This is a genomic window from Aeromonas sobria, assembly GCF_000820145.1.
GTDB lineage: Bacteria > Pseudomonadota > Gammaproteobacteria > Enterobacterales > Aeromonadaceae > Aeromonas > Aeromonas sobria.
The window spans coordinates 18724-35961 of sequence record NZ_CDBW01000035.1 but is presented as its reverse complement, the minus strand read 5'-3'; the positions used below and the strand labels follow the sequence as shown (position 1 = coordinate 35961).

Here is a 17238-nt window from a genome sequence, read left to right as displayed (position 1 = left end):
ATTTGCAGCCCTTCCAACATGACCAATGGGCAAAGAGGCTTAACCTGCCGCGTTGACCTGCTCGGCGGCAACCCGCGCCTGACTCAACCAGTCGTTGACCTGAGCTTCGTGCCCCTTGAGCCAGGCCATCACATGGCGCTCGATATCCGCCTGGGTGTTCTGGCCCTTGTTCATCAGCCCATTCTGGATGTTGATGTCATTCAGCGGCAGCTTGACGATGGAAAACAACTTGGCAGCCGCCGGGTTGGCCTCGGTGAATGCCTTGTTGGCCACGATATGTATGGTGTTGACGGCGAAGCCGTAGTTCTTACCGTTGGGCAGGCGGGTGCTGTCGGCATCTTTGGCGCCAGCAGGCACCTCAAGCCACACCACATCCCGCCCCGGCACCAGCTCGCTGCTGAGCCAGTAGGGGGTCCAAGTGTAGTAGAGCACCGGCTTGCCACTCTGGAGGCGGGCACGGGTATCGGCGATCAGCGCCGCATAGTTGCCCTGCTTGTGGGTAATGGTGGAGGTCAGCCCGAACTCATCCAGATGATGGTTGATCGCCTCTTCGCAGCCCCAGCCCGGGTTGCAGCCCACCAGATCGGCCTTGCCATCCCCATCGCCGTCAAACAACGCCGCCAGCTTGGGATCCTTGAGCTGACCCAGATTGGTGATGCCATATCGGGTCGCGGTCTGCTTGTCGATGAGATAGCCCTGAGCGGCACCCGATGCATAGGTGCCCTGACGGAAGAACACCTTGTCTCCCCCCGCATGCTGGTACTTGTTGTCCTGCAGCGGGATCCAGTTAAAGGTGAGGAAGGTGCCATCCCCCTGCGCCACCGAGGCATAGGCCACGTTGTAATCCACCTCCTGCACCGGCTGGACATCGTAGCCGAGGCGTCCCATCAGCTTGCTGACCAGCAGGGTCTGGAAGGTCTCTTCCGGCAGGGAGCTCTGCAAGGGTTGAACGAGGATCCCCTCCCCCGGCCGCTCGGTGCTGGCGATGGCAAGCGGACTCAGCAGCGAGGAGATCAACAACAAGGTGCTCAACAGCAAGCAATGACGAGTGCACGTTGTGGTGATGAGGTTCATCCATTTACTCCTTTGTAATCGATGGATTTGCTGCGGCCAGTGAGGCGCAGCAGCAAGGAAGCGGGACCACGCTGATACCAGCGGCCAACCCGGTTGCGATCCGGTTGGCCCATCGCCTGGGTCAGACGGTCGAGCACTATGGCCAGCAGCACGATGCCGAGGCCGCCAATGGAGGCGAGCCCCATATCGAGACGCCCGATGCCACGCAGCACCATCTGACCCAACCCGCCGACCGCGATCATCGAGGCGATCACCACCATGGAGAGCGCCAGCATCAGGGTCTGGTTGACCCCGGCCATGATGGTGGGCATGGCGAGTGGCAACTGCACCTTGAACAACAGCTGGGAGGGGCTGGCGCCAAAGGAGTGAGCGGCCTCCACCAGATCCATAGGCACCTGTCTTATCCCCAGCATGGTGAGGCGGATCATTGGCGGCAGGGCGAAGATCACGGTCACCACCACACCGGGGACGTTGCCGATGCCAAACAGCATGACGATGGGAATGAGGTAGACGAAGGCCGGAGTGGTTTGCATCGCATCCAGCAGCGGCCGGGTCCAGTGGGAGAGCCGTTCACTGCGGGCCAGCAAAATGCCCACTGGCAAACCGATCAGGATGCAGAAGACGAGCGAGGTCAGCACCAGCGACAGGGTCACCATGGCATCGGACCAGGCACCAATCAGCCCGATCCCGACCAGTGCCGCGAGGGTGCCAAGCGCCATCCGGCCGCTGACCAGTTGCCAGGCGATCAGGGTTAACAGCCCGATCATCAGGGTAGATGGCACCGTCTGCAGCAGATGGGTCATGGCATTCAGGGTCACCTCCACCGGCGCACGGATCAGCTGAAACAGCGGGCGCAGGTTCTCCACCAACCAGCCAATGCCCCCCTCGACCCAGCGGTCCAGCGGCAGCAGCGCCTGCTGGAAAGGATCCAGCCAGTTGACTGCGGCTGGAGTATCCACGGCTGCAATCTGGTTTTGCCAGTCGGCAGCCTCGGTGGCGGTACTGCCCCAGGGATCGGCGGCAACCGTGGTGGTCGCTGCACCCCAAGGGTCAGCATCCGCTTCATCAGCCCGCAGGGAGGGGCTCGCCAGCAGCAGAAGCGCCAGCAAGCCGATTAGCAATGCGTGGGGATTGTTCAGCTTCATACCGGGGTACTCCTGTCCAGGGTGTTGAGCAGATTGGCCTTGGAGATAAGCCCCAGATAAGTGCCATCCTCCTCGACCACGGGCACCTGACAGGGTGCAGCTGCCACCTGACTGATCAGTTCATTGAGAGAGGTGTCGGCCAGGATCGGCTGGATATCCGCCAGCAACGCCAGCTCCAGACTCCCCTTGCCACGAACGGCCTCGCTGAGCGACTCGACCGAGACGACGCCGATGAAACGGCGGCTACGATCCACCACGTAGCCAAATTCCCGCTCCAGCTCCTTGAGCTGACGCAGGGCGTTGCCCGGCCCGTCGGTGGTGTGTTTCTTGATAAGCGGCATCTGCTTGCGACTGACAATATCGCGGGCACTGAAGACGTTGGCGAGATCCACCCCGCGAAAGAAGGCGCGCACATAGTCGTTGGCGGGCTGACTCAGGATCTCGTCCGGGGTGCCGACCTGCACCACCTGACCATCCTGCATGATGGCGATGCGATCGCCGATCCGCATCGCCTCATCCAGATCGTGGGAGATAAACACTATGGTGCGCTGATGGCTGGCCTGCAGCTTGAGCAGCTCGTCCTGCATCTCGGTGCGGATCAGCGGATCCAGCGCGGAGAAGGCCTCGTCCATCAGCAGGATATCGGGGTCATTGGCAAGCGCACGGGCCAGTCCGACCCGTTGCTTCATGCCACCGGAGAGGGCATCGGGGAAGGCCTCGATCCACTGGCCGAGACCCACTTGATTGAGTGCCTGACGGGCACTTTCCTGGCGCTCGAGCAGCGGCACACCGGCCAGCTCCAGCCCGAAGGCGGTGTTTTCCAGCACGCTCAGGTGCGGCATCAGGGCAAAGGATTGAAACACCATGCTGATTTTCTTGCGCCGCACCTGACGCAGTTCGCTCTCCGACATGGCGGCGATATCCTCACCGTCGATCAGCACCTGACCACGGGTCGGTTCGATAAGGCGGTTGAAGAGTCGCACCAGCGTCGATTTGCCCGAACCGGACAAGCCCATCACCACGAAGATCTCCCCTTCGTGAATGGCCAGATCGACCCCCTGCACACCCAGAGTCTGTCCGGTTTTCTGCAGAATGCTGGAGCGGTCGTGCCCTTTCGCCAGCAATTTGAACACCTTTTCCGGATGTTCTCCGAAGATTTTATAGAGTGATTTGACTTCGAGTTTGACTGTCATACTGTCCTTTTTTCATGGTCGACATCTTGGTGATTAACCTGCCGAACGCGAACCAATTACTTTCTACACTAAGCAATTAGCGGTCAAAACAAAAGAACCACAAGAGTCCCACAAAACAAAGCAATCGATAAGCACTTGATTTTAAATAATTATTTAAAGCAATTAAAAACAGACATGGCCGGGTTTTATCCATAACAACCGCAACAGTTAGCGAGAAGATGTTGTGAAAACCATTTAAAAACAATCAAAAAAACAGCCAAATCAGCCAGATAAGCGCCTGTTGGATAGGGGCATTCCACTCTGAGAGTTCTCATCAACAAATAATTACAACTCTAAATATCTAATTGTCAGAATGGGGAGCAATTGGGAGACAAGAAGAGAGGCTGAAGCCGTGATCAAACGCCTCGCTTAGATCGCAACGGCCACCTTGGATAATCGACCTGCTGGACAGGTTGCTTCTGGCAAACCGCCAGTGCGAAAAAAGCCCCTTGTGCAACACAAGGGGCTTTTTACTGGCTATCAGTTAGCGCATCACAATGGGTCAGCGCCGCTGCCAGGTCTCGAAACTGTAGGGGTGCGGGTTCTTCTCATCGGCAGGGTGGCTCTCGCTGTCGATGCGCTGCCACTGACCATCGTCAAAGGCGGGGAAGCGGGTATCCCCCTCTACCGCCAGATCGATGCGGGTCAGGTAAAGGCAATCCGCACTCGGCAACATCTCGGCATAGAGATGACCGCCACCGATCACCATCAACTCCGCCACCGCGCTGCTCGCCAGCAGGGCCAACGCCGCCTCAACGGAGCCTACCACTTCGATGCCCTCGGCCTGATAGCCGGGGTTGCGGCTGATCACCAGATTGCGTCGTCCGGGCAGCGGTCGACCAATGGATTCGAAGGTCTTGCGCCCCATCAACACCGGTTTGCCGAGGGTCACCCGTTTGAAGTGAGCCAGGTCAGCAGGCAGATGCCAGGGCATCTGGTTGTCCTTGCCGATCACCCGGTCGTGGGCCATGGCGGCAATCATGGAGATCTTCATTGGGGCTCTCACCGTCTGTCAGATTATGGGGCGGTTACGGTACACGACCAGAGACGGGATCGCCAAACCGAAACTAAGGGCGCCGACGATAAAGAGCGCCTTGAGGCCGTTCTCCACCGCGCTCTGCATCAACTCCATGGTCACCCCGGAGATATTGAGTTCCACCACCGCAATCATGGTTTTGAAGGCATAGCTGCCGGGGATCATCGGTATGATCGAAGCCACACTGAACACCGGACGCGGCGCCAGCAGACGTTGGGACCAGTAGACGCAGACAAAACCGACAGTGGTCGCCGCCGCCAGGGTCGCCCACTCGATGGGCATACCGTAGTGGATCAGCAGGGTGCGCAGGCTGTGGGCCAACGCCCCGCCCATGGCGCAATATTTCAGCATCCGCGGCGGCACGTTAAACAGCATGGCAAAGCCCACTGCGGGGATAGATGACCAGAAGGCATCCTTGGCCAGTAACCAGAGCAGATCCGTCATACTTTCCACCCCCAGATCCCGGTCAACGACATGGCGAGAATGATTCCGATGGCCGCGCTGATAGTGAGCAAGGTGGCGGATCCCCAACGAGCCAGCCCCATGTTGAAGTAGCCCTTCACCATATCGGAGACCGCATTGATCAGCGGGAAGCCCGGCACCAGCAGCAGCACGCTGGCCGCCATGGCGAGATAGGGTTGGGCACCCCAGTTGAAGAAGGTGGCGCTGGATGCCAGCAAGGTGGCGATAAAACCGGTCACGGCAAAGTTGATGAGCGGGCTGTGGTGATGACGGGCGATCAACTGACGTACCCGCATCGCCACGGCGGCGGAGCAACAGGTCACCAGGAAGATGGGCCAGTCACCGCCAAACAGCAGGCTGAAGGCGCCACAGGAGAGCCCGACCATGGGCACCACCAGCCAGGGGTGATAGTGGAAGGGGACGATGGCTTCGAGCCGCTGGCGCACTTCACGGGCCCCGATCAGCTCTTTCTCCGCCATGATGCAGATCCGCTGGATCTCGCACACCACCTGCATGTTGATGCCATGCTCACGCACCCGGCGGGTGGTGGTGACACACCCCCCCTGATAGAGGCTGGTGAGCACGATGGCACTGGAAGAGATAGCCATTTCGACACTCTCCAGCCCAAGCGCCATCCCCAGCCGCACCGTGGTCTGCTCGATGATCCGGCTCTCCGCCCCGAACTGGGCCAACATCTGACCCACCTTGACGATAATGCGGGTGATCTCTGTCTGTTGCTCCCGCGACAACACCCGTCTTGGTGTGATACTTCTCATAATCCCTTCGAGTCGTAGCAATAAAAATTTCGGCCATATTAGCCTAACTTTTACCGTTATTCATCCACCCCTATCACAACCTGGCCGATGAGTTATTACATGAAGGAAAAAAGAGGTTACATTACAAATACATTACCACTAACATTAAAAACCATAACAATCTGCCCGCCGTTACCTCACCTTATTACTGCCCCTTGATATATGGATTAAATATCAGAAGAGGGGCTGACTGCAGATTATTTACGACGTCGATAATCAGCCATTCGAATTATTTGGCCACCGCCATCGTTTTCAGGCAGAAGCTCCCCCTCCTCCCGAAACTGGATCATTTCGCTGCGCATCAAATAAAATGATTCCCGCATCATGCTGGCAATCCGGATACAGCTATCGAGATTGTTTTTAGCCAGGCGACGCTGACCATCAATCTTGAACTGCAACCCGCGCAGGCGGCGCTGCTGATCGGGGCTCGCCCGGGCCATCAACTGGTCAATCTGCTGCTCAAGAATCGCATCCAGCCGGGAAGGCTCACTCGCAGCCAACTCTTTCAGGGTGTCAAAATCAGGCAACTCCATATGCCCTCCTTGGCGACTATTGCTGGCAACCCACTGCGGTACCACACCATCACGCCCCAGCCATATAAACCTGTATATACGACGCGGCCAACAAGGGTTCAATCCATCCACTGGCGGCTGAACCGGACAATGATCATAACGAGGGTGTCTCTCTATTTTAATTGTGTTTGGAAACAAGCGATTATTTTTAATTCAGGCGAGATAAAACACTTATACATTTTAGGCTGTTATTTTATGTTTTTTATTGCAAATAAAATTCAGGAAGAGGTTATTTCGCTTCATTCGACACTTTATTATTCCCTCACCGGCCCGCGTCATCTTATGACGGTTTAACATATCTCGCTGATTATGTTATTTTAATTGCCACTTTTATCGGACATTCAAGAGCAGACCATGAGCAAGGCAAAAATCGGTATCGTCACCGTCAGCGATCGCGCCAGCGCGGGTATCTATGAAGACCTCTCCGGCAAGGCCATCATCGACACCCTGAACGCCTATCTGACCTCGGAGTGGGAACCTGTCTATCAGGTGATCCCCGATGAGCAGGATCAGATTGAAGCGACCCTGATCCGGTTGGCGGATGAAGAGCAGTGTTGTCTCATCGTCACCACAGGCGGCACCGGCCCGGCCAAGCGGGATGTGACACCGGAAGCGACCGAGGCGGTGTGTGATCGCATGATGCCGGGCTTTGGCGAGCTGATGCGGGCAGAATCCCTCAAGTTTGTGCCGACCGCTATTCTGTCGCGCCAGACGGCCGGCCTGCGCGACGATACCCTGCTCGTCAATCTGCCGGGCAAGCCCAAGTCGATCCGCGAGTGTCTGGATGCGGTCTTCCCCGCCATCCCCTACTGCATCGATTTGATGGAAGGGCCTTATCTCGAGTGCGATGAGACCGTCATCAAGCCATTTCGACCGAAAAAATAGCTGACCCGTCCATAACAAATAATGGCGAGCCGTGGCTCGCCATTATTTTTAATAAAAGTCCTTCAGCGCTCGCTTATTTTCGACCAAATACTTTGACGCCCGCTTTGCTGCCTTCCGAATTGCCGTACACTTCCAGCCGTTTTACACAGACTCTGGAACCGAGAGATTTCCATTCGGTCTCTTTGTCAGCGCGCATATCGCGATCAAATTTGATGGTCTTGGTACGATTGCTGCCATATGTCACCACGATCCGATCCAGCGTCAAATCACGCTCCGCCTTCACCTTGATATATTTGGTCTGACGGCAGGCAACCATCGGAATGGTGGCGCCATGATCACCAATTCCCAGCAAGATGGTGCGGCCAAGGGTGAACTGATCATCACCGGCCTGACAAGCCGACGCCGCCACCAACAAGAGAGCGCCAAACAGAGCACGACCGGAACACGCTTTACGCCAGATAGAGTTCAGGGACATAACACCTCCAATAAAAAACGGAGCGTTATGATACGGACCGAACCATAACAGGAGCTGTATCCGGTCCGGGATGGCGCCAGTGCCAGCCTCATCGGAGGATCACAACCTCGGTAAACGCTATCCCCCTGAATACAAAAAGGGCCGCCAACTGGCAGCCCCAAGCCTCAAAAGAAGATCAACGCTCCATGATTTGGGTGACGTCATCTTTCTTGATCATCACCTCGCGCCCTTCGTGATCGTAATAGCGGTACATGCCGGTGCTCTCATCCAGCTTGGGCTTGCTCTCTGTGGTGATCATCTTGCCATCCTTGGTGCTCATGATGTATTGGGAACTGCATGCCACCAGCCCCAAGGCGCACACCAGGATCATCATCAGTTTTTTCATTGCTGCCTCTTCTCCCTTCACCCTCACCACGAGGATGTTTCTTGAAGCCTAGTTCAACCCGAACACGCCGATAAAACAGATTACCGGAACGGGATCCATGTCAAAAATCAGCTACTTACGACCACCTGGCTTGCCACTGCCCCCCGTTCCGCTCCCACAGCCGAGCGCCAGTCGATCTGCCGCCCCCCGGGCCTGTATCAGACCATAGCCATAGCTGTTATCCCGTCCCAACGCCCCCAGATCCTGAGCGCTGCTGCGCAATGTCTGACGCAGTTGATCGTTGCTGCACTCCAGCCGCTGCGACCAAGCCAGCGCAGCGACCCCGACCACATGAGGCGTCGCCATCGAGGTACCGCTGTAATAGGCGTAACCGGTCGGCACGGTCGAGAGCACCGCTACGCCGGGCGCGGCCAGCTCTACCTGGTCGTTGCGCTGGGAGAAGGAAGCCAACTGCTTGTTGGCATCGATAGCGGCCACACTCACCACGCTGCTGTAAGAGGCGGGATAGGACTTGCTGGTATTACCCGCATTGCCCGCCGCCGCCACACTCAGCACGTTCTGGCCATAGGCCTGATTGAACGCCTGCTCTTCGGTCTTGCTGGGCACACTGCCCCCCAGGCTCATATTGATGACCATGCGGGTGAAACCGCGGTTGCTCATCCCCTGCTTGCAGGCATTGAGGGCCCCCACCAGATTGGAGCTATAAGCCCAACCATTGGCACCAAACACCTTGATGATATGCAGCGGAACGTTCTGAGCCGGCAATACGCCGACCACGCCCGTATCGTTTCCTCCTACTGCGGCGATGGTACCCGCCACGTGGGTGCCATGGCCGTTTTCGTCGCTGCTCCAGCTGCCCGTACCGACATTGTCACTGCCTTGCACCTGAGCACCATGGGGCAGATCCGGGTGAGTTCCGCTGTAGCCCGAGTCGATGATACACACCAGCACCTCTCCCGCCGCCGCGTCACTGAGCAGTGGCGCCTGCACCATGGAGATGCCATAGGGCAGGGTCTCGGCGCTGGCATAGCGTTTGGCATCCGGCTCTACCCACAGCACGTTGGGGTTGCGTGCCAGCGCTGCCGCTGCCGTCACAGGCAACCAGAGTGCGAGCGCATGTTGCTCGGGCAGTTGCAACGCCAGTTCGCCCCCCATCCCCTTGCTCTGGGCCAGCACCGCCGCCTCAGCCCCCGGCTTAAGCTGTACCAGATAGCGAGCCCTTTCGGCAGCCACCGCCCCCTGTGCCAGTACGCCTGCCACCAGCAGGCCAGTCCATATCCGTCTCATCAGTCACTCCTTGCATCGACCTGATAGCCACCAGCAAAGTGTAGTGCCCCATTGGCGCAGGCCCGAGCGGATACAAAAAGGCCGGACATCTGTCCGGCCTCTTCTCTAAAGCGCAAGAGCGCAATCATGACTTGGCGGGCTGACGCTCACCGGTCACGGTCGGATTCTTGGGATCCATGCTCCACTCGTACCAGCCGCCGTCGTAGACGCTGATCTGTTTCCAGTCCATCAGCCAGGCGTAGAAGAAGGCCTCGGAGGCACGCCAGCCGGTACCGCAATAGAACGCAGCCTGCTGGGTCGGCTCGATGTTCCACTGGTCCCACATGGCGAGGATCTCGCGGGCCGGCTTCATGGTGCCGTCCGGGTTATGGAAATCGCTCATGCTGTTGGCATCCACCCCGCCGTGACCCCACTTGGCCCCCGGGATATCGCCCTTCGGCTTGATGTAGCTGTAACCTGAGGTGTTGCCGACAAACTCGTCCCAGGTACGCACGCTGACCAGTGCGCTATCGGGCTGCTTGAGCAGCTCTTTCGCCTGACTTAGCGTGGTGTAGTACTCGGGGTGAGCGGGAATGGCCACGCCAAACTCCTTCACCGGCTCATATTTGTTGGGCAGACCGGTTTCGGTGCGCAGATGCTGCACGAACCAGGCATCCAGACCACCATCCAGCAGGCGCACATCTTCCACCCCCGCATACATCATCAGATGCGCGGCACGGGCAGCCGCCATGGTGTTGCGACCATAGAGGATAACGGTGGTGTCGTGACGGATGCCGTTGTCCAGCAGCAGCTTCTTGAGCGCTTCGTCAGAGACCTTGTTCCACAGCGGCTCCTCTTCGAGGCTGTTGGTATCGATATAACCGGCCCCCGGGATATGGCTGATGAGGTAGGCCTTGGGTGAACCCCAATCCACTTCAAACAGCTTCCAGTCACCCTTGGGCGCCGCTACAACCGGCTTGCCCTCTTGCAGATCTGCCAGCCAGCGCGGATAGACCAGCTGCTGCCAGCGTGCCAGCGACTCGCGCGGTGCGGCTTGCCACCCCTGCAGCTCGAACAGCTGCTTGATCCCCTGCTTGCGCAGCAGACGAGCCACCTCGGCCACTTCGCGGGATGCACCGTAGAGCGCAACCGGACGATCGGCTTTCAGCCCCTTGATCTCGAGCGCTTTTGGCCACTCTTCATCGCTGTATTTCCACTCGGCAGAGAGATTCTCGGCGCCCGCCACATGACCGCCCTGCTTCTCCCCTTCCATCGGCCACCCCTGATAGAAGTAGCTGGCGCGGGTATCCAGGATGACCGCTTGTTTGGCCTTGGCATCGGCCAGCGAGAGCGGTGGCAATTCCCCTGCCACGGCGGGCAGGGCACACCAGAGCAGTAAGGTCGCCAGCGCGGCCTGCAGGAAGCGAAGATGTCGTTTCATGATGATGTCTCGATTCATAGTGAACAAGGTTAAAAAATGGAGCGACCCAGCCGCTCGGCCAGCAGCTCCAGCGCCGCCGTACCCGCCAGCGAGTTGCCGGCTTTGTTGAGCTCGGGCGACCAGACACAGACGCAGAGCTCGCCCGGGATCAGGGCGATGATACCGCCGCCGACGCCCGATTTGCCCGGCATGCCGACCCGATAGGCAAAATCCCCCGCCTCATCATAGAGACCGCAGGTGGCGAGCAGGGCGTTGACCTGTTTGGTCGTGCGAGCAGGCAGCAGCGGTACGCTGTCGCCCAGTGGCACACCACGGTTGGCCAGATAGATAAATGCCCGCGCCAGATCGACGCAGCTCATGCGGATGGCACAGGCATTGAAGTAGCTTTGCAGCACCTTGTCCACTTCGTTTTCGAAGTTGCCATAGGCCTTCATCAGATAGGCGATGGCAGCGTTGCGGGCAGAGTGCTGATATTCGGAGCGGGCCACCACCTGATCAGCCATGATGGCGGGATTACCACTGAGGCGTCGCACCAGCTCGAGGGTACGTTGCCGCGGCGCGGTGAGGCGGGTCTCCAGCAGATCACTCACCACCAGCGCCCCGGCATTGATAAAGGGGTTGCGGGGAATGCCCTGCTCGAATTCAAGCTGAACGAGCGAGTTAAACGGCTGGCCTGAGGGCTCCTTGCCGACCCTGGCCCAGATCTCCTCCTCCTGATAGAGGGTGAGCGCCAGCGTCAGGCTCAAGGCCTTGGAGATACTCTGGATGGAGAAAGGTTCGCAGGCATCACCAGCGGTAAACAGCTCTCCCTCGACGGTACAGACTGCGATACCAAGGCGATCGGCCGGTACCTGAGCCAATGCAGGAATGTAGTCGGCCACCTTGCCCTGCCCGAGCAGCGGGCGCACCTCTTCAAGAATGCTGGCCAGTAATTCGGATGACAACACCATAAGCGATAAGCGATTCCATGACTAAAACAGCGGTGGAGATCCCATCCCCACTGACAAAAATCCCGCCAGCGGCGGGATTTGTCTAATTACCCACAACAAGGCGCCAGAAAGGCTGCCCTGTATCAGGCCGGTTCACCGTACCAGAGGTCGAACAGCTCGGTGACCACCACGGCTTCCATCCCCTTGCCTTCCAGCCAGGATTTCAGCACAGCGCGGTCTTCTTCGGTACATTTACCCAGTTGCTGAGTGCAGATCATCCCTTCCCAAGCCAGGTGGCCTGAACCGGCGAACGCCAGGCGGCGGGGTTCTACAACCTCATCGATCATCGCATCGACTACTGCATCGATGGACTCTTCGGCAGTGCCGACCGGGAAGTTGAAGCTGATGTCGAAACCCATTTCCTGGAATTCATCGACGCGCAGTTTCTTACGCAGACGGCGGCTACGATTGGCCATGATAGCTCCTCAAGTTAGTTGATACGCTAGGTGAATTGACGTGCCAGCTTAGCTGACGCGTTTGAAAATCAGATCCCAAACCCCGTGACCCAAACGATGGCCACGTTGTTCAAATTTGGTCAGCGGACGCCAGTCCGGACGGGGCACCCAGTTGCCGGTCGCAGAGGTATTCTGGTAACCCTCGGCGGCGCTCATTACTTCCAGCATGTGCTCGGCATAGTTTTCCCAGTCGGTCGCCATGTGGAACACGCCACCGATGGCCAGCTTCTGACGAATATCCTGCGCAAACGCCGATTGTACGATGCGGCGCTTGTGGTGGCGACTCTTGTGCCAGGGATCCGGGAAGAACAGCTGCAGGCAGGCGAGTGAACCATTGGGGATCATGTGCTCCAGCACCTCGACCGCGTCATGACAAATGACCTTGAGATTGGTGACGCCCGCTTCCTGTGCAGTACCCAAACAGGCACCTACGCCCGGGGAGTGCACTTCGATACCGATGAAGTTCTTCTCGGGGGCATTCTTGGCCATCTCAACCAGAGAAGCACCCATGCCAAAACCGATCTCCAGTACCACCGGGGCCTCACGGCCAAACAGGGCAACCAGATCAAGGGGCGCTGGCGCAAAATCGATACCCATGACCGGCCAGAGATCTTCCAGTGCCTTCTCCTGCCCTTTGGTCAGGCGGCCTTCGCGACGGACAAAGCTGCGTATTTTGCGCATAAAAGTGCCGTCTTCGTTAAATACATCTTGGGTCACAGGCATAATGAATTGCTCGTTATCTCGTCAATCAGCGAAAACAGGGGAGCGAATTATCCCAAGATAGGCACAAGGCGCAAGTGTTTCACACAACAAATATTCCATTGCACCACCAACCGGCCCCTTAACAGGCTCGATACCCCAGTTAACCGCTCAATATAATCCGAACCAGTGTCAATCCAGCCCTTTTCTGGCGATTTTTGTGACAATCATTGCCTCATTTCTGAAATCTGATACAAACGGATAACCTGGCGGTCGAATGGAGCGACCGCCCACATGCCGAGAGAATTGTCTATGCAGCCATTTTTTGCCCAGCGCTTCGAGAAGGTCGAACCTTCCTTTATCCGTGAAATCCTCAAAGTTGCCGCCAATCCGGAGATCATCTCCTTCGCCGGTGGCCTACCCAATCCCCACCTGTTTCCGGTCAAGGCGATCGATCAGGCCTGTCAGGATGTGCTGCGCGAGCAAGGGGCTGCCGCCCTGCAATATGCCGCCACCGAGGGCTTCGCTCCGCTGCGCCAATATATTGCCGAGCGCTACCTGACCCGCCACGGCATGCAGGTCAATCCGGACAACATCCTGATCACTAGCGGCTCCCAGCAGGCGCTGGATCTGCTGGGCAAGGTGCTGATCGATGAAGGACAAGATCTGATCATCGAAGAGCCGGGTTACCTTGGCGCCATTCAGGCCTTCTCTGTCTACCAGCCAAGCTTCAAACCGATTACCCTCGGGGAAGCCGGTCTGGATCTGGCGGCGCTGGATGCGCTGCTTGCAAGTGGCTCCAATGCCAAGCTGCTCTACGGCGTGCCCAATTTCCAGAACCCAAGCGGCGTCTCCTACAGCCGTGCCAACCGCGAAGCGCTGGCCGAGCGACTGGTCAGCCACGAGCTGTTGATGGTGGAAGATGATCCCTACGGCGAACTGCGCTTCGAAGGGGAGCATCTGCCCCCGATTGCCAAGCTGGCGCCAAACAATACCGTGCTGCTCGGCTCCTTCTCGAAAACCGTGGTGCCCGCCTTCCGTCTTGGCTGGATGCTGGTGCCGGACTGGCTGCGCAAGAAGGTCACCATCGCTAAACAGGCCACCGATCTGCACAGCAACGCCTTCAGTCAGCAGGTGCTTCACCGCTTCCTGATGGACCACTCGCTGGATGCTCATCTGGAAAAAATCAAAGAGGTCTATGGTCGCCAGCGTGCCGCCATGGAGGCCGCGCTGGCTCGTCACTGCCCACCTGGCGTCAGCTACACCCGGCCGGAAGGGGGCATGTTTCTCTGGCTGACCTTGCCGGATCACATCAGTGCCATGGCGCTGTTTGACGAGGCAATCAAAGAGAAGGTGGCTTTCGTACCCGGCGCCCCTTTCTACGTGCGCCCCGAGATCAAAAATACCCTGCGCCTGAGTTTTTCTTGTGTGGATGAAGCCACCATCGAAGAGGGGGTCAAACGGCTGGTTCGCGCGCTCCAGCGCATGCTCTGATATCAGTACCCCGCTGCACTAATAAAAAACCAGCGATCTCTCGCTGGTTTTTTATTGCAACTGCCAAGCCACTCAGCCAAACAAGCGCTTGCTGAACTCCTTCATCGAGACTGGCCGCCCATAGAAATACCCTTGCAGATAGTCAACATTGCGCGCCCGCAGATAATCCGCCTGAGCCTGAGTTTCAACCCCCTCCGCCACCAGCAGTAATTCCAGCCGGATCGCCAGATCAATCACATTCTCGACAATATGGCTGGAGAGCGCATCAGTCCCTATCATGCCGACAAAACTCTGATCGATCTTGAGCGCATCGACCTGAAACTGTTGCAGATAGGTGAGACTGGAGTGGCCGGTACCAAAGTCATCGATGGCAACCAACACTCCCAACTGGTGCAATTCGGCAAACAATTGATCGGTTACCTCATCCGCCACAATCAGCTCCCGTTCGGTCAGCTCTAGCCCCAAATCGACGGGGTTATCCTTAAACGCATCGAGAAATGCCCGGCAATCGGCCACCAGGCTGAGATCCTTACAGTGGCTAGCAGAAATATTGAAACAAAAATGAAATTTCGTCGGCAGTTTGCTGGCATGGGGGGAGAAATAATCCCGTACCTGCGCCATCAACTGACTAGTCATGGGCACAATCAGTCCGCTATCTTCCGCCAGAGGAATGAAGCGATCCGGCGAGATCATTCCCTGTTTGGGGTGTTGCCAGCGCATCAACACCTCGCAGCCGCGCAACTGCTCATCATCACCGCCAACCACGGGTTGCAGGTAGGGAATAAACTCCTGCTGTACCAACGCCCGCTTCAACTCTTCCGCAGGGCTGTTACTGCGGCCCATCAGCCAGAAGGAGCCAAATCCAACCAGTAACGCTAACAAGGGGCAAAGGATTAGTGTGTCTCTGGAATAGCGCCAGGCGTGGCTCAGATAGTCATCACTCGTCACCTGAGTGACTACCTTGTAGGGGAAATCGGCCGAAGCGAGGGCCATATAGCCCTCTTCTGTTGAGGAAGGCGCGGCACCGACCTGACCTGAGCCAAACAGTGCCCTCTGCCCCACTACCAGGGCCATAGGGGAGTTCTTGCTGGAGATCTCCAAGGTATTGCGCAGGTAGTAGCCATCCACACCGATCAGCACACTCCCCTTGTCCGTTTCATGACGTAGTACGATCAGCGGTCTATCCGGAGTCGTCGCATTACCACTGAGCAGTTGTAGCTTGCCGTCTACATAGTCGTCCGGACCGAAGGGCCCATCATAGGCGCCATACAGAGACGTACAGTAGATCCGGCGACCAATAGCCAGATTGGCGGAACGAACATCGGGCACCATGATCACCTGCTCGCGCAGCAGCAATGCAGCCTCCGAACAGGGAGCTCCAATCACGCCCTCCACATTAGTGGCGGCTTGCTGGGCATAACCCAGGGTGCGATCAAACATCAGCTGGGCACGCTGCAAACGTGACTCGGCATCCTGCCTTATCTCCGAAACGGTCTGCCAGATCACAGCTACGCCCCCCAGCAGCAGGAGCGTGACGCCAACCAGCAGTGCCACCACAATCCTTTTGTAGAGCTGGCGAAGTTTCAAACGACGAAATGGCATGGATGCCTCTTTGATACACGGATTAAGTGGTGACAGCCCCGATGGACAGCGCGAAGGGCCGTCATGATAGCGAGCGAACAACAAATGTCCACCCAACAAAAATCAATCAACTCATCACTTTGTTCAACAATACATCGCAAGGAAGCGATATGGTTAACACACATTTAAGTAACTATATGTTCGCCAAGCATCTTGCTTGTTGATCTAGATAGGTGCCATTAGAGTAGAGCAAGACCGCAGCAGGAGTGAACCACGATGAAAATTCTGATTACCGGAGGAACCGGCTTTATCGGCCGCAAACTAGTGGCTCATCTCAAGGTCAATCACGAGGTGGTGGTACTGAGTCGGCAAAGCAGCCGCGCTTATATCCTGCTCGGCCATGACATTAAGGTGATCGATAGCCTGGACCGGCTCGATGACCTCAATGACGTGGATGCAGTGATCAATCTGGCGGGTGAGCCCATCGCCGCCGGACGCTGGAGCGAGTCGCGCAAACAGCTGCTCTGCGATAGCCGCTGGCTGCTGACCGAGCAGCTGGTGGATCTCATCAAACTCTCCAGTACACCGCCCAAGGTGCTGATTAATGCCTCCGCCATCGGCTGGTATGGCAGGCAGGGCACCGAAACCCTCGACGAGCAGTGCCGATCTCCCAACGACGAGTTCACCCACCAGCTCTGCCAGCAGTGGGAGACTCTGGCGCAGGAGGCCCAAAACAGCCAAACCCGGGTCTGTATCGTGCGGATCGGGCTGGTGCTTGGCATGGATGGGGGTGCCCTGCCCAAAATGCTCCCCCCCTATCGACTCGGGCTCGGCGGCCCCATGGGGTCGGGCAGCCAGATGATGAGCTGGATCCATGTGCAGGATCTGGTGCGCGCCATGCTGTTCTTGCTGGAGCACGAAGAGTGCAGCGGCATCTTCAACGGAACCGCCCCTCATCCAGTCAGCAACCGGGAGTTCAGCCAGACCCTGGCCACCACGTTGCACCGCCCGCACCTCTTTTTCGTGCCCGCCCCCCTGCTGCAACTGGTGATGGGGGAAGCGGCGGATCTGCTGCTGACCGGCCAGAAGGTGATGCCCGCACGACTGCAACAGGCCGGTTTTCACTTCAGCTATCCCGAACTGCCAAGTGCCCTCACCAATCTGCTGCACGAACCCCGTTAACTGACGCCAGCTCGCTTAGCCCGCTCGTCAGCGCCTCGAATAACAAGCAG

General features: G+C 57.7%; 18 protein-coding genes. 3 read left to right on the top strand and 15 right to left on the bottom strand.

Annotated elements, in window-relative coordinates; genetic code table 11:
• Nucleotides 1-39: 39 nt before the first annotated feature.
• The 7 genes from proX to BN1135_RS15745 form a co-directional block, all read right to left on the bottom strand.
• Nucleotides 40-1074 (bottom strand): glycine betaine/L-proline ABC transporter substrate-binding protein ProX, encoded by a 1035-nt coding sequence (gene proX / locus BN1135_RS15775; RefSeq protein ID WP_042022787.1) that lies wholly within the window; start codon nt 1072-1074, stop codon nt 40-42.
• Complete coding sequence (gene proW, locus BN1135_RS15770) at nt 1071-2219, bottom strand: glycine betaine/L-proline ABC transporter permease ProW (RefSeq protein WP_042022783.1); 1149 nt, start codon at nt 2217-2219, stop codon at nt 1071-1073. Before proW ends, proX begins: the two co-directional genes overlap by 4 nt.
• A complete protein-coding gene (gene proV / locus BN1135_RS15765; protein WP_042022780.1) occupies nt 2216-3412 on the bottom strand; it encodes a glycine betaine/L-proline ABC transporter ATP-binding protein ProV in 1197 nt (398 codons plus the stop codon). The genes proW and proV overlap by 4 nt, the downstream gene beginning before the upstream one ends.
• Nucleotides 3413-3953: 541 nt before the next feature.
• Nucleotides 3954-4445, bottom strand: a complete 492-nt coding sequence (gene folA / locus BN1135_RS15760; RefSeq protein ID WP_042022777.1) for a type 3 dihydrofolate reductase — start codon at nt 4443-4445, stop codon at nt 3954-3956.
• 18 nt (nt 4446-4463) lie between these two features.
• Nucleotides 4464-4931, bottom strand: a complete 468-nt coding sequence (locus tag BN1135_RS15755) for a threonine/serine exporter family protein (protein ID WP_042022775.1) — start codon at nt 4929-4931, stop codon at nt 4464-4466.
• A complete protein-coding gene (locus BN1135_RS15750) occupies nt 4928-5725 on the bottom strand; it encodes a threonine/serine exporter family protein (protein ID WP_042022773.1) in 798 nt (265 codons plus the stop codon). The genes BN1135_RS15755 and BN1135_RS15750 overlap by 4 nt, the downstream gene beginning before the upstream one ends.
• A gap of 236 nt (nt 5726-5961) precedes the next feature.
• Nucleotides 5962-6297: a DUF3135 domain-containing protein gene (locus tag BN1135_RS15745; RefSeq protein ID WP_042022771.1), complete on the bottom strand. Its 336-nt coding sequence runs from the start codon at nt 6295-6297 to the stop codon at nt 5962-5964.
• A gap of 393 nt (nt 6298-6690) precedes the next feature.
• Here BN1135_RS15745 and mog point away from each other — a divergent pair, with 393 nt between their 5' ends.
• Entirely contained in the window at nt 6691-7221 is a 531-nt protein-coding gene (gene mog, locus BN1135_RS15740) for a molybdopterin adenylyltransferase (RefSeq protein WP_042022769.1), read from the top strand.
• Between the two features lie 73 nt (nt 7222-7294).
• Here the strand turns inward: mog and BN1135_RS15735 are convergent, their stop codons facing one another.
• The 7 genes from BN1135_RS15735 to trmB all read right to left on the bottom strand — a co-directional run bounded on the left by BN1135_RS15735 (nt 7295) and on the right by trmB (nt 12955).
• A complete protein-coding gene (locus BN1135_RS15735; protein WP_042012781.1) occupies nt 7295-7696 on the bottom strand; it encodes a DUF2541 family protein in 402 nt (133 codons plus the stop codon).
• A 175-nt stretch (nt 7697-7871) separates the two neighbouring features.
• A complete protein-coding gene (locus BN1135_RS15730) occupies nt 7872-8081 on the bottom strand; it encodes a YgdI/YgdR family lipoprotein (protein WP_005335219.1) in 210 nt (69 codons plus the stop codon).
• 111 nt (nt 8082-8192) lie between these two features.
• Nucleotides 8193-9368: a S8 family peptidase gene (locus tag BN1135_RS15725; RefSeq protein ID WP_042022768.1), complete on the bottom strand. Its 1176-nt coding sequence runs from the start codon at nt 9366-9368 to the stop codon at nt 8193-8195.
• Nucleotides 9369-9492: 124 nt separating this feature from the next.
• A complete protein-coding gene (locus BN1135_RS15720; protein WP_042022766.1) occupies nt 9493-10788 on the bottom strand; it encodes a sulfurtransferase in 1296 nt (431 codons plus the stop codon).
• Between the two features lie 29 nt (nt 10789-10817).
• The gene (glsB, locus tag BN1135_RS15715) at nt 10818-11738 is read right to left on the bottom strand and encodes a glutaminase B (RefSeq protein WP_042022765.1); all 921 of its coding nucleotides are present in this window, start codon (nt 11736-11738) and stop codon (nt 10818-10820) included.
• Between the two features lie 122 nt (nt 11739-11860).
• Nucleotides 11861-12193: a YggL family protein gene (locus BN1135_RS15710; protein WP_042022764.1), complete on the bottom strand. Its 333-nt coding sequence runs from the start codon at nt 12191-12193 to the stop codon at nt 11861-11863.
• 48 nt (nt 12194-12241) lie between these two features.
• Nucleotides 12242-12955, bottom strand: coding sequence for a tRNA (guanosine(46)-N7)-methyltransferase TrmB (gene trmB, locus BN1135_RS15705; RefSeq protein WP_042022762.1), 714 nt, complete (start codon nt 12953-12955; stop codon nt 12242-12244).
• Nucleotides 12956-13243: 288 nt separating this feature from the next.
• Between trmB and BN1135_RS15700 the strand changes: the two genes are divergently transcribed.
• Nucleotides 13244-14425 carry an aminotransferase-like domain-containing protein gene (locus BN1135_RS15700; RefSeq protein WP_042022760.1) on the top strand — a complete coding sequence of 394 codons (1182 nt, stop codon included), beginning with the start codon at nt 13244-13246 and terminating at the stop codon, nt 14423-14425.
• Between the two features lie 72 nt (nt 14426-14497).
• Here the strand turns inward: BN1135_RS15700 and BN1135_RS15695 are convergent, their stop codons facing one another.
• Nucleotides 14498-16027, bottom strand: a complete 1530-nt coding sequence (locus BN1135_RS15695; protein ID WP_042022757.1) for an EAL domain-containing protein — start codon at nt 16025-16027, stop codon at nt 14498-14500.
• A 255-nt stretch (nt 16028-16282) separates the two neighbouring features.
• Here BN1135_RS15695 and BN1135_RS15690 point away from each other — a divergent pair, with 255 nt between their 5' ends.
• Entirely contained in the window at nt 16283-17188 is a 906-nt protein-coding gene (locus BN1135_RS15690; protein ID WP_042022756.1) for a TIGR01777 family oxidoreductase, read from the top strand.
• Nucleotides 17189-17238 lie beyond the last annotated feature (50 nt).